Source organism: Niabella ginsenosidivorans (assembly GCF_001654455.1).
Taxonomy (GTDB): domain Bacteria; phylum Bacteroidota; class Bacteroidia; order Chitinophagales; family Chitinophagaceae; genus Niabella; species Niabella ginsenosidivorans.
Genome location: NZ_CP015772.1, coordinates 843,554 through 856,294 on the forward strand (window position 1 = coordinate 843,554; position 12,741 = coordinate 856,294).

13 protein-coding genes are annotated in these 12,741 nt (G+C 46.2%); 12 read left to right on the top strand and 1 reads right to left on the bottom strand.

Annotated elements, in window-relative coordinates:
• Nucleotides 1-57 precede the first annotated feature (57 nt).
• From A8C56_RS03625 to A8C56_RS03665, 9 genes are all read left to right on the top strand, one after another.
• A complete protein-coding gene (locus A8C56_RS03625) occupies nt 58-837 on the top strand; it encodes a methyltransferase domain-containing protein (protein ID WP_067761562.1) in 780 nt (259 codons plus the stop codon).
• A 289-nt stretch (nt 838-1,126) separates the two neighbouring features.
• Nucleotides 1,127-1,819: a DUF2625 domain-containing protein gene (locus A8C56_RS03630; protein ID WP_067752169.1), complete on the top strand. Its 693-nt coding sequence runs from the start codon at nt 1,127-1,129 to the stop codon at nt 1,817-1,819.
• 10 nt (nt 1,820-1,829) lie between these two features.
• Nucleotides 1,830-2,558: a DUF2071 domain-containing protein gene (locus A8C56_RS03635; RefSeq protein WP_067752172.1), complete on the top strand. Its 729-nt coding sequence runs from the start codon at nt 1,830-1,832 to the stop codon at nt 2,556-2,558.
• Nucleotides 2,559-3,212: 654 nt separating this feature from the next.
• Nucleotides 3,213-5,096: a tetratricopeptide repeat-containing sensor histidine kinase gene (locus A8C56_RS03640; protein ID WP_067752176.1), complete on the top strand. Its 1,884-nt coding sequence runs from the start codon at nt 3,213-3,215 to the stop codon at nt 5,094-5,096.
• Nucleotides 5,086-5,730 carry a response regulator gene (locus A8C56_RS03645; RefSeq protein ID WP_067752179.1) on the top strand — a complete coding sequence of 215 codons (645 nt, stop codon included), beginning with the start codon at nt 5,086-5,088 and terminating at the stop codon, nt 5,728-5,730. The genes A8C56_RS03640 and A8C56_RS03645 overlap by 11 nt, the downstream gene beginning before the upstream one ends.
• Before the next feature lie 691 nt (nt 5,731-6,421).
• On the top strand, nt 6,422-6,754 hold the full coding sequence (locus A8C56_RS03650; RefSeq protein ID WP_067752182.1) for a hypothetical protein: 333 nt from the start codon (nt 6,422-6,424) through the stop codon (nt 6,752-6,754).
• A gap of 19 nt (nt 6,755-6,773) precedes the next feature.
• On the top strand, nt 6,774-7,199 hold the full coding sequence (locus A8C56_RS03655; RefSeq protein ID WP_067752185.1) for a hypothetical protein: 426 nt from the start codon (nt 6,774-6,776) through the stop codon (nt 7,197-7,199).
• A gap of 305 nt (nt 7,200-7,504) precedes the next feature.
• On the top strand, nt 7,505-7,879 hold the full coding sequence (locus A8C56_RS03660) for a hypothetical protein (RefSeq protein ID WP_157097868.1): 375 nt from the start codon (nt 7,505-7,507) through the stop codon (nt 7,877-7,879).
• An 87-nt stretch (nt 7,880-7,966) separates the two neighbouring features.
• Nucleotides 7,967-8,230 (top strand): TfoX/Sxy family protein, encoded by a 264-nt coding sequence (locus A8C56_RS03665; protein WP_067752191.1) that lies wholly within the window; start codon nt 7,967-7,969, stop codon nt 8,228-8,230.
• A gap of 127 nt (nt 8,231-8,357) precedes the next feature.
• On the opposite strand, the gene A8C56_RS03670 is transcribed toward A8C56_RS03665, so the two are convergent.
• The gene (locus A8C56_RS03670; protein WP_067752194.1) at nt 8,358-8,855 is read right to left on the bottom strand and encodes a deoxycytidylate deaminase; all 498 of its coding nucleotides are present in this window, start codon (nt 8,853-8,855) and stop codon (nt 8,358-8,360) included.
• Between A8C56_RS03670 and A8C56_RS24325 the strand changes: the two genes are divergently transcribed.
• From A8C56_RS24325 to dxs, 3 genes are all read left to right on the top strand, one after another.
• The gene (locus tag A8C56_RS24325) at nt 8,849-9,043 is read left to right on the top strand and encodes a hypothetical protein (RefSeq protein ID WP_157097869.1); all 195 of its coding nucleotides are present in this window, start codon (nt 8,849-8,851) and stop codon (nt 9,041-9,043) included. The genes A8C56_RS03670 and A8C56_RS24325 overlap by 7 nt on opposite strands.
• Before the next feature lie 38 nt (nt 9,044-9,081).
• Nucleotides 9,082-10,197: an N-acetylglucosamine-6-phosphate deacetylase gene (gene nagA / locus A8C56_RS03675; RefSeq protein WP_067752197.1), complete on the top strand. Its 1,116-nt coding sequence runs from the start codon at nt 9,082-9,084 to the stop codon at nt 10,195-10,197.
• A 204-nt stretch (nt 10,198-10,401) separates the two neighbouring features.
• Nucleotides 10,402-12,342: a 1-deoxy-D-xylulose-5-phosphate synthase gene (gene dxs / locus A8C56_RS03680; RefSeq protein ID WP_067752200.1), complete on the top strand. Its 1,941-nt coding sequence runs from the start codon at nt 10,402-10,404 to the stop codon at nt 12,340-12,342.
• The last annotated feature ends 399 nt before the right edge of the window (nt 12,343-12,741 follow it).

Below are 12,741 nucleotides of genomic sequence, written 5' to 3' on the forward strand. Positions count from 1 at the left end.
GTCTGCCTCCTATATGGTTAAATGATTAGCTTTACATCCTGTAAAAAGATAAACGGTATGCACTATAAAGACTGGGATCCTGATCTGTATCTGAAATTTGGTAAAGAGCGCCTTCAGCCGTCTGTTGACCTGGTTGCAAGGATCCGTATAGAACAACCCCAATCCATTATCGATATCGGGTGCGGCCCGGGCAACAGTACGCAAATACTGCGGCAGCGGTGGCCCGGCTCTAAAATAACAGGGCTGGATCATTCTGTTGCAATGATTGAAAAAGCAGAACAGGACTACCCTAATCAGGAGTGGATACAGGCAGATGCCGGAAAAGACCCGATCCCCGGACAGTATGATATTGTTTTTTCAAATGCAGCAATCCAGTGGATCCCGCATCATGCTGATCTGTTAGCAAAATTAAAAGGGCTTTTAAATTCGGGTGGTGCTCTGGCTGTACAACTGCCATTAATATTTGATATGCCGGTAGAGTACGCTATTGAAGAAGCGCTGGAAAGAACGGGACTCCGGGAAATAAGGCAAGCGGTAAAGGCACTGTTAACGGTTCATTCAGCTACGGAATATTATGATATCCTTGCAGGGTTGTTTGACCCGGTTGAAATATGGCAGACGGATTATATGCATGTAATGGAGAACCCTGTTGCCGTACTGAAAATGATCCGCAGTACAAGGCTGAAACCTTATCTGGAACGGATGCCGGATGCTGCCAACCGGTCCTTATTTGAACAAAATGTACTGGAGGGCATTCAAAAGATCTACCCGGTGCAGCAAAACGGGAAACTGCTGTTCCCGTTTAAGCGGTTATTTTTTATCGGGTACAATTATTAAGAGGACAAATTATTTTATAGCCGCTGCAATGGGAGCATGTACAGGTAATAACATTCTTAAGCCATTAATTATTTGAGTGCCACGAATGCACCAATTAATAGGATCATTATTAGAATTTATTTCAAAATGGTGCGCAAATGGGCGTTAAAGGCGCATTATTGGTGTTGCTTTGAAATCTTCATTTTTATTCTTATTCGTGTATTGGTGGCGAATTTTTATATATTCGCCTCATCTGAATACTTTTTAATCCGGATATTTTCCGATACTTTGTAAAAATAAAACGGATCGGATGAAGCAACTGGAGGAACTGATCAATACAAAAGAGCCCGGATGGGAGTTGGTAAAAGAATGGATAGCTGCTGCAAAAAATCCCTGCCGGGTTTTAGAGGCAGACAAAGAACGTGCAGCGCAGGAACTGGTACACGCCCAAGTTACCACCCGTTCGCCGATGGGTGCCATCATCTATGAAACAGGCGGTATATTGATCAACGATGGCTGGCTGCGGATCCTGGGCTCCGGTCACCCTGAGCTGGACAGGGGCCTCGCTGAATGGAATAAAGGAAAAAGCTTTGAAGCCTATGGTGATCAGCCGGCTTTTTACCTGGTAGCGGATGATGTTATTGGCGGTTATTTTGCCATAAACGGCGGCGCCCTGGGCGATCAGCCGGGGAATGTGTATTACCTGGCACAGGATACCCTGGAGTGGGAAGACCTGGGATGCGGATACTCCGGTTTTGTAAACTGGGCATTGTGCGGAGATGTGCATAAATTCTATGCAACTTTTAAATGGCGCACCTGGAAAACAGACCTGGCGGCCATTTCCGGCAATGAAACGTTTGCTTTTTACCCGTTTTTATGGACGCGGTATGAAGATATTAATGACCTGACAAGAAAAGCGGTATCTGCTGATGAGCATTTTCATTTTACGATGGATATGATGCGGCAGTTGGGAGAGCAGGATACCGCAGCAGCAACCACCTGAATAGTAACAAATGAAATTTCCCGTTATAAGCGGTATTATTGAAAGGCGTCTGCTGATCAACTATATTGCTGATCCGGATGTAGTAGCACGGTTTTTGCCAGTGCCCTTTCAACCCCAGCTTTATAAAGGCAGGGCCGTTGTTGGTATTTGCCTGATCCGCCTTAAAAAGATCAGGCCAAAAGGCCTGCCGGGCTTTATAGGTATTTCTTCTGAAAATGGTGCGCACCGGTTTGCGGTTCAATGGGAAGAAAAAGGGGAACTGAAGGAAGGTGTTTATATACCAAGAAGAGATACCTCCTCCAAACTGAATTCCTTAGCAGGTGGCCGGATCTTTCCGGGAAAACATTACCATGCCCGGTTTCATGTAAAAGAGAGCAACGGCCATTATCACCTGGACTTTGTCAGTGCTGATCATCTGTCTGTTGCTGTTGATGCCGTGCTTGCTGATGAATGGAATCAAAACTCGGTATTTGAGGACCTGGAAGCGGCATCCGCCTTTTTTGAAAAGGGTTGTATAAGTTATTCGCCAAAAGGAAAAGGATTTGAAGGGCTGCAACTGGGAATTGATTCCTGGAAGGTGAAGCCTTTGAAGATCACTCAGCTCCGTTCGGATTTTTTCGAAAATGAAACGGTTTTTCCAAAGGGCTCTATAAAGCCCGATCATGCTTTGCTGATGGAAAATATTGCACATGAATGGCGGGGAATAAGCGACATGGCTGGTTCTCCAGAGCCGAAATAATGATCGGGCGTTAGCAACCTTATTAAAATCGCCCAAACTTCCCGGTCAATGCGGGCACTATTACTGTCAACTTATAGTCCGGGCTTATGGCTCCCGGCTTTTATTACTGTCTTTTTAATAACGAACGGAAGTTTCTTGTTCCACACATTCAACCGGGGTTTTGCTTCTATACTCACTATTATAGCAATTCCCAGGCAATGCTCTGGTGAACTTTTGAATCCAGGAAGGCAACGGCCTGATTGCATAAAACAACTCCGGAATTTATTCCGGGAGTTAAGGAATCCTTATGAAGCATTGAGCGACATAAGGACGATGGATTTCTTTGGCAATAAGAAACGCTCCTGACAGTGACACACAGAACGGCGCTTCCACTCATAAACTATTGGCTATGGCGCGGACACAAACCGGAAAATGAACTTACTATTTTTGATCCCGGTTCATTATAAAGGGCCAGGGTGAACGCATAAATCAGTAAACGATTATGCCAATAAAATACGTTTTTTCTTTTAAAATAGGCACCCATAGTGCCAAATGGCGCTTATTCGTGGCATTGAGAATTGACCTTATTTATAGCCCATTTCAGTAAAAAATAAATTGATGCGTCTGCCCTTGTATAAAGGGCTGTATTCGCACAATTGATGTTATTTTGCCGGTATGAAAAAGGCCTTATTCGTATTGGGTTTTGTGGGTGCACTTTTATTGACGCTGCCCGCACAAGAGATAACTTCCATGTCGGCGTATGCGGTTAATCCCGTACGCACTCCTGATGCTTTATTGAATAACTGGCGCCGGGCAAAGACAATTGAAGACCAGTTTAAGGCAGCAGCGGATCTGATCCGCTTTCACGAAGCTTCCGGAACCACCGATTCTGTGCTGTTTTATGCAGCAGCTATGCAAAGTACCCTGCAACAAAAAAATATAAATACAGCGCAAAAACTGAAATATACTTCCAGTCTGGATTATTCCATGGCAAAGGCTTACCAGGATCAGGGCCTGTATGATGAAGCGCTTCGTTACTACCTGCGTGGGATTAATGACGGGGAGCAATTGAAGGACCCTTCCATTATTGACAGGAATCAATTCGGACAGGCAACGGTGTATTATCTGCGGGGCGAAAATAAGGAAGCCATACGGCTTTATAACCAGGTGCTGTATTCCAGCAGGGACAGTAATCTGGTGCACCTTATTCATAAACAGCTGGGCATCCTTTACCTGGCACAGCAGGAGCTGCCGAAGGCAAAGGGCTATTTTACTGAAGCACTGGGTTATTTCCGGCAAACAGGCCAGCTAAAAAATGAGCTGGAAACCCGGCTGAACCTGGCTTTTATTATGGAGCTGGAGCATCAGCTGGACACAGCCTATTCCGCTTTTGCCGCCATAAAAGATGAGGCACAGGCCAGCCAGTTTTATGATCTGTACATAAAAGCGGGCCAGCATATCGGAGACATCCTGTTTGCAAAGAAGGATTATGAAAATGCCCAGATCACGCTTTCCATGGTGTATATGAACGCGGTGCAGTGGGGCGACCTGGAAGCGCAGCGAAGGGCCATCCGCAGTCTTGAGAAACTGTATGTGGCGCAGGGTGATTATAAGAATGCCTATGCCCTGGGAACACAATACATTGGTGTGATGAACGACATCACCTCCCGGCAGAACAAAAAAGAGGTCAATGAGCTGGAGATCCGGTACAATACAGCCCGGAAAGAAAAAGAGCTGTTACAGAAGGAAAACCAGCTACAGCATCAGCGTACGGTTAAGTACGGGCTGCTGATTGGTTTTATTGCGGTTCTGCTGCCTGTCATAGGCCTGTTGTACATGTATTATCAGAAGCTGCAGACCCAAAGCCGGTTAAATGCCAGCAGGGAAGAGGCCAACCGGCAAAAGATCACCGCGATGCTCAAGGAAAAAGAGCTGGAAGTTCTGAAGGCTTCTGTGGAAGGAGAGGAAAATGAGCGCAGGCGCATCTCAAAGGAATTGCATGACAGCATTGGCGGAAACCTTGCTGCTATTAAGATGCAGCTTTTTAATAAACAAAATGAAAAGCTGGACGCCATAGTGCATCAGATAGATGCTACCTATCAGCAGGTACGGGACCTGTCGCACAACCTAGCCCCCAAAAGCTTTCATAATACAGCGTTTACAGAACTGATCCGGGCATATCTGCAGCGGTTCAATACAGGCGGGAAGCAGGAACTGCGTTTTCAGGCTTATCCGGAAGCTGTAATGAATGATATGGATCTTGATCTGAAAGTGGAGTTGTATAAGATTATACAGGAATTGATGACCAATGCACAGAAATATGCACAGGCATCGGCAATAGAGTTGCAGCTGACGCTTGTAGATCATGCATTAAAGCTGATCTTTGAGGATAACGGACGTGGCTTCCCGACAGATAAAACACCTCCGGGGATCGGCTTACAGAATATAAGGGAACGTTTGAAATCATTTAACGGTACCCTTTCCATAGATTCTTTCCCCGGCAGGGGCACAGTTGTTGATATTGAAATACCATTAAACCGGAAATCAGATGAAACATAATATTATACTGGCAGATGACCATAAATTATTTTTAGAAGGCCTGATACAGTTGCTCAATAAAGAGGAAACGCTGCACCTGCTGTATTATGCACAGAACGGAAAGCTGGTGATGAATTACCTGAAAGCCCACCCGGAGCTGGACGTAGACCTGGTGATTACCGATATTGCCATGCCCGATGCGGACGGTATTATGCTGAATAATTTTATAAAAGAGACCCGGCCTGCAACCAAAACAATGGTAGTAAGTATGCACACCGATACGAATATGGTGGATACGCTGGTACAGAATGATGTAGATGGCTATTTGTCTAAAAACGCTGCTGCTGATGAATTCCTGGAAGCGATTCAAACCATTCTGAAAGGAGAAAAGTATTTTTCAGAATCGGTAAAGCAGGCATATATGAACAGCGTGTTCCGTAAGGAAAAAGATACCATGGAAATGCTGAGCACACGGGAGAAAGAAGTGCTGAAGCTGATTGCACAGGAATACACCACACAGGAAATAGCGGATAAGCTGTTCCTGAGCAAACATACCATTGAAAGCTACCGGAAAACCTTATTGTCAAAGCTGAAAGTGCGCAACCTGGCAGGACTGACCCGGTATGCCATCAGGCTGGGCCTCCTGGAAGACTGATGGAAGCATATAATGCTGTTTAAACAGTTTGCACTTTTGCCGGTGTTGCGCGCCGGCTTCGCAGCGATAGCAGGAACACCAACAATTCTGTTATGCCGTTGGTGGTTTTCCCTTGCGCATAAGCTGTGCTCAACGCCAACGGTGGCGGAAAATAGTTCTGATAACAATGAGTATTCGGTTTTCAGTTCTGTCAGAGGCATTCTTTCCGTTCATTGACCACGTCCTCTCTGCCACATTTTTAATATTGCGGCGCTACGCGCCTTTTGGGGTTGTGGTGGTTGTTAGCTGCTATGGATATCCGGCTGCTTTGCAGCTATGCTTTCCACATAGCACATAGTAAAGGTGCAGCGCACCAATACTATTTATAGATCTGTCGCAAACAATTACAGAGCCGCAGCGCGGCGTGATATAAGTTTCCGCCGTTTGCACTTTTGCCGGTGTTGTGCACCGGCTTCACAGTGATAGCAGGAACACCAACAAACGCTGTTATGCCGTTGGTGGCTTTCCTTCGCACATAAGCCCGTGCTCAGTACCAACGGTGGCGGAAAGACGTGCACGTTCAGCTCACTCGAAATCTTCAAGCAGCCGGGGTATCATTGCCTATCCCTGAAAACAGGGTATTCAGTTTCATTGAAAACAGTGTTGGCCCCGCTTGCCGGAAAGCCCATCTTTGTTCCGGAATTCATCAGTAATGATAGTATTTGGAATCAGAGAAAAACGGACAGGCTTTAAAATAGTGGCAGGTCATTCCTGTTGCAATTGTTCTTCAAAGGAAAGCCTCTTTGTACAGGTCATTAAAAAAGGATTTTATCTGTCCGGCCTGCGGGTGTTTACACTTTCCGGCAAGATCTGTACAGTTTGTGCACACTGTCAGCATCAGCTGGAGGAATGCCAGATGCCGCCGGATCTTAAAAAGAATGCCATGGCTGCAGCGCGCGCAGACGCCTCTTCAAAACGCTACTCCATCTGTCTCTTTTTATTCCGGTTATTCGTTGCTGTGGCCGTTGTTAACTATCACCAGTAATTTTTAAAACTATTTAATTATGATCTACGGAATTTCATTGATTTTACTAAGTGTAATTGCAGTGCCTTCTTTACTGCTGTCAAGAAAACCTGATGCAAAAGAAGTACTTGAAAAAGTAGCGCCTTACCAGGGCTGGATAGGGATCGTCTGTTGTTTTTGGGGGCTTTGGGGAATTATACAGGCTGTTTTGCATATCGGATGGCTTACCTCAGCACCCGTTTGGTTCCTGACATTATTAGCTGGCAGCGTGGTGGAAGCCGGCCTGGGGTTTTTGCTGGGCTTCCCGCTTATTAATAAATTTTTTGCATCCAATAATACCGGTACGCAGGAAAAGGCTGCCTTGCTGCGTACAAAAGTGGCCGCCCGCCAGGGACAGCTGGGAATACTGGGCATTTTAGTGGGAATATGGATGATTGTAGCTTCGTTTCTGTGGTCCGTTGCCTAACCTAAAGCACCTTGCTTAAAACAGCACCAATGGAACACCGGTGATCCTGTAAGCAGGCATATTGGATCATTCTGGTAATTATTAAAGCAACATCCGGCGAAAGACCTGTTCTGAATGGCGGGCACCTGTATAAACCAGGCCCGTCATTGCAGGTGGGAAGATCCGGTTTTTAAATTATTTTGGCATTTCCGGCCAAGCCGGATATACATTGTAGGCTGAAGGCAATGAATGTTAAAATACTATTACAATCAGCTAAAAGGGCCGTTCATTTCATTGGGAACCCTGCCTTGCTATGAATGATAAAAATGAAAACAGAGGTCAGTTATATCAAAAAGGATAAGATCAGAACGTATCTCAAACTGGGAAAAAAACTGGTGCAGTTTGCAAAGTGGGATCGCTTTTTTGGCCGGCCTACTTTTGACTGGATACAGCTGGAAGCCTGTAAAGATGGGTTCAGGGCTACGCTGATGCGCTCCCTGGATGAAGGGAATGCTGTTTTTAATGATGTGTATGCCTTTCATACCTTAAATGAAGAGTGGAGCACCTATGATGAGTTGGAAAATCCTTTCTGTATAGGCAGTTGGGAGGAAGTATGGAACTGGATGCAGCAATACAACATAGAAGTCGGTCAGTTTGTAAAGCCGGAGGATCTTTCCAGGATCTATCAATCCTATAAATGACAGGTTGAAACGGATTAATTATTTTTGTTGGGTATTTGTCCTTTTAATACGTGTCTGTTTGCCGGCACTGTTTTAACAGAAAACTTTATGGCCTATAACGAAAGAATTGCAGATAAGATCAGGCAGGCTCTGGCGCCTATAACGCAGGTTAAGGAGCAGAAAATGTTTGGTGGTCTTGCTTTTATGGTCAATGGTAAAATGTGCATTACAATTGGTAATGACCAGGTAATGTGCCGCATTGATCCTGCAATGCGCGACCAGTTGCTCCGGCAGAAAGATTGCCGCACAGTAATCATGGGAGGCAGGGAATACAAAGGCTATCTGGGGGATCAATGGCGAATGTATCAATAAAAACGGGAGCTGGATTTCTGGGTACGGCTTGCGCTGGAATACAATGCAACACTCTGATAGTTGTTATGAGCACTGCATGGCACCGGAATGACTGGTCTGTTTTCATCTGCACAAGCAGGCTGAAGCGCTATACCTGGTCCTCACTGAATGAGAGCACTACCTCGCTGGTGCCGGGTATGATCTTTCGCAGGGTTACCCCCGCTGTCTGCAGCATTTTCCTGGATGCGATGGAGCTTTCTTTCGCCGCATGCTTGTCAGACAGGTAAATGACCTCCTTGATGCCTGATTGAATAATGGCCTTACTGCATTCATTGCAGGGAAACAGGGCCGTATAGATCTTGCAGCCTTCCAGGTTAATACCAATGTTATTCAGGATCGCATTCAGCTCCGCATGGCATACATAGGGATATTTTGTATCCAGGTAGCTTCCTTCTTTTTCCCAGGGGAACTGGTCGTCACTAACACCAATAGGCAGGCCGTTATAACCAACCCCAACAATTTTATTCTGTGTGTTTACAATGCAGGCGCCCACCTGTGTGGAGGGATCTTTGCTGCGTTTGCCGGAAAGCAGGGCCACGCCCATAAAATAATCGTCCCAGGAAATATAATCGGCTCTTTTTGGCATACAAGAATCTCTTTCTGTATTATGCAGGACAAAGAATGACCGGTATGCTGATCTTAACCGGCCCCGCCATTAGTGGTATTTCTATTGCTCAGCGGGCTACCGGGCAAATAGCCGGGAATAAGATCAGCCGGCATTATTTCCTGTTCTGTTATTCAAAACATAAATATACAGCAAGCACTGAATATTAAAAAATCGCTGCTATATTGCAGTTGTTAAATACAATGCCATGCAGGTAATTACCAACGCAGTAATCTATACCGGGGAAACAGTGCTGAAGGGCTATTGTATCCTTGTCGACAAAAACAAAATCATAGCTGTACAACAGGAGCTGCCCGGTGATGCAGAAAGGATTGACCTGGCAGGAAAAAATATTTCGGCAGGGTTTAATGATCTTCAGTTAAACGGCGGGTTTGACCTTTATTTTTCAAAGCAGCCGGATCAGCGATCGCTTACAGATCTGTACCAGGCAGGTGTTGCTTTTGCCACACCCTATTTTCTGACTACCTTAATATCCTCGCCCCGGCAAACCATTCTTGAAGCAATAAAAGCTGTACGGGAATTTCATCAGCAACACCCAACCATGCTGGGCATGCATCTGGAAGGACCGTTCATGAACCCCGGAAAACGCGGGGCCCATAATCCTGATATCATCCGTAAGCCAACGGACAGCGAACTGGATGAGATCATTGACCTGGGGGCTGACATCATTAAAGTAATGACTATTGCGCCGGAATGTTTTACAGATGCACAGCTGGAAAAATTGCTGAAAACAGATATTGTATTGTCGGCAGGTCATTCCATGATGACCTATGAGCAGGCTCAGAAATATTTTTCAATGGGCATTACCCTGGTTACCCATTTATACAATGCCATGACGCAGATGGGGCACAGGGAATGCGGTACTGTGGGCGCTGTGTTTGATAATGATGCCGTATACGCGCCTATTATTCTTGACGGAGGCCATTGCAGCTATGCAGCAGCCCGTATTGCACATCGCCAGAAAGGCGATAAGTTATTTCTGATCAGTGATGCGGCATTCCTCGGCCGCCGGAAGAAAGCAATGGAATGGGACGGGCTTTCTATAAAACTGGTTGACGGATTTTACAGGGACAGCGCGGGGAACCTGGGAGGGGCTGCTATTTCAATGCCGGAAGCCATTAAGAACGCGGTTGATTTTGCGGGCATCTCCTTACAGGAAGCCGTGGAAATGGCTACCAGCCGTCCTGCTGCTGCTATTACAATGGAAGACCGGATTGGCTTTATAAAACCAGGATATCCTCCTGTTTTTTCAGTATTTAATAACGACCTTTCAGAATATGAAACGCTGGATCTGGCCGGGTAACGCTGCTATAACCCGGAAAAGGTTGCCACAAATACCCGCCTGAACGGCACGGCCCGGGTTCCGAAGCTTTGAAACGGGATCCGGGCGGCTAGGAATAAATAAATTGTCTGATCAGGGAAGTTGGAGTGTCATCTCGTGCGCCAATCCTGCAAACAGGCCCGATAAAGGCATTAATTCATTATTTTTGTAAGATAATTGTATCTAATGGCTATTACTCCTGGTCCGCTGCTGCAAACCGTAAATTCCCCGGATGATCTGAAAAAGATACCGGAAGAAAAGCTGCACGAGTTCTGCGAAGAATTAAGACAATACATCATTGATGTGGTCAGCGTACATGGCGGGCATTTTGCAGCCAGCCTGGGCGTGGTAGAATTAACCACTGCCTTACATTATGTGTATAATACACCCGGGGATCTGCTGGTGTGGGATGTAGGGCACCAGGCCTACGGGCATAAGATCATTACCGGCCGCCGGGATCGTTTTGAAACGAACCGTAAATACGGAGGACTGAGCGGCTTCCCGAAGATCGCTGAAAGCGAATATGACACTTTTGGTGTGGGCCATTCTTCTACCTCTATTTCAGCCGCGCTGGGAATGGCCATAGCCGCGAAATATAAAGGAGAAAAAGACCGTAAAGTGGTGGCCGTCATAGGGGATGGCTCCATGACCGCTGGAATGGCTTTTGAAGGCATGAACCATGCCGGTGTTTCCAATACAGATATGCTCATCATTTTAAATGACAATGGCATTGGTATCGACCCGAATGTGGGTGCCCTGAAAGAATACCTGACAGATATTACGGTTTCTCCCAAATACAATAAGTTCAAGGACGATGTCTGGAATGCGTTGAATAAGCTGCCGGTAGGGAAACGGATCTCCAGGGGCATTGCCCATAAGCTGGCAGACGGACTTAAAGGCATGATCAACAGCAATGCCAATTTCTTTGAATCGCTGAAACTGCGTTATTTTGGCCCTATTGACGGGCATAATATTACCAAGCTGGTAGATACCCTCAAAGATCTGAAGCAGATACCCGGCCCCAAGATCCTGCACATTATTACCACCAAAGGCAAGGGCTATGCACTGGCAGAAAAAGACCAGACCAAATGGCATGCGCCTGGTTTGTTTGATAAGGTAACCGGTGAAATTTTAAAGAAAACATTTGATACCCCGCAGCCGCCCAAATACCAGGATGTATTTGGGAAGACCATTATTGAGCTGGCGGAAAAAAATGATAAGATTTTCGGAATTACCCCTGCAATGCCTTCCGGCAGTTCTTTAAAATACATGATGGAAGTAATGCCGGACCGTGCGCTGGACGTGGGCATTTGTGAACAGCATGCGGTTACACTAAGCGCTGGTATGGCTACACAGGGCTTAAAGGTATTCTGCAATATCTATTCCTCTTTTATGCAAAGGGCTTACGACCAGGCCGTGCATGATGTGGCCATACAGCAACTGCCCGTTATTTTTTGCCTGGATCGCGCGGGCCTGGTAGGGGATGACGGGCCTACCCATCATGGCTGTTATGATATTGCCTATTTCCGCTGTATCCCCAATATGATCGTCAGCGCTCCGATGAATGAGTCGGAACTGCGGAACCTGATGTACACAGCACAGCTGGAAAAAACAAAATGGCCTTTTGTGATCCGCTATCCGCGCGGGGAAGGTGTTTTGCCTGAGTGGCGAACCCCTATGGAAGAGATTACAATAGGAAAAGGCAGAAGGCTGAAGGAAGGCAAGGACATTGCTATTCTAAGCTTTGGCCATCCCGGGAACTTTGCCGCAGCCGCTATCCGGACCCTGCACCAGGATGGTATTTTACCCGGCCATTATGATATGCGTTTTGCAAAGCCACTGGATGAGGAGCTGCTGCATGAGGCCTGCCGGCAATATCCCAGACTGATCACTGTTGAAGACGGCACGGTTTTGGGCGGTTTTGGTGCTGCTGTTTTAGAGTTCATGGCAAAGCATGGTTATAAGAACGAGGTAAAGATACTGGGTATTCCCGACCGTATTGTAGAGCATGGTACTCCAAAGGAATTGCAGCGGGAGTGTGGTTTTGATGCAGAAGGCATCTTACAGACCGTGCGGGAGCTAATGAATGAAAAGCTGGTGGTTACTGAAGGAAGCATCTCTGCCTGAGCCGGTTATCGCTGGGCTGACCAAAAAGGAATGTCAGCCTGAGCCACTCATAAAAGCAAAATCATCCGAAAGTTCGGATGAGGCAATGACAATTATTCTTACGGGTCACCCTAAAGATGCCTTCCCGGACCTGTTCCGGGATCTGTTTTTGTTGCAGGGTCCGGATTAGCGATCAATAGATGCCAAGACAAGTTGCCAATGACAGATGGAATTATGTATTGAGGATTAATGATACTTTCGTCATCCAAAAGTTCGGATCCGAGCGAAGCCGGGGAGTCTCTGAAATATTGAAGTGTTCGATGATTGAGAAATCCTTCGACTTCTTCCGCTATTGCGGAATGCGCTCAGGATAACGATAGGAAGATTTGTCATTGCCATATTGTTTTTGTAATATAAACA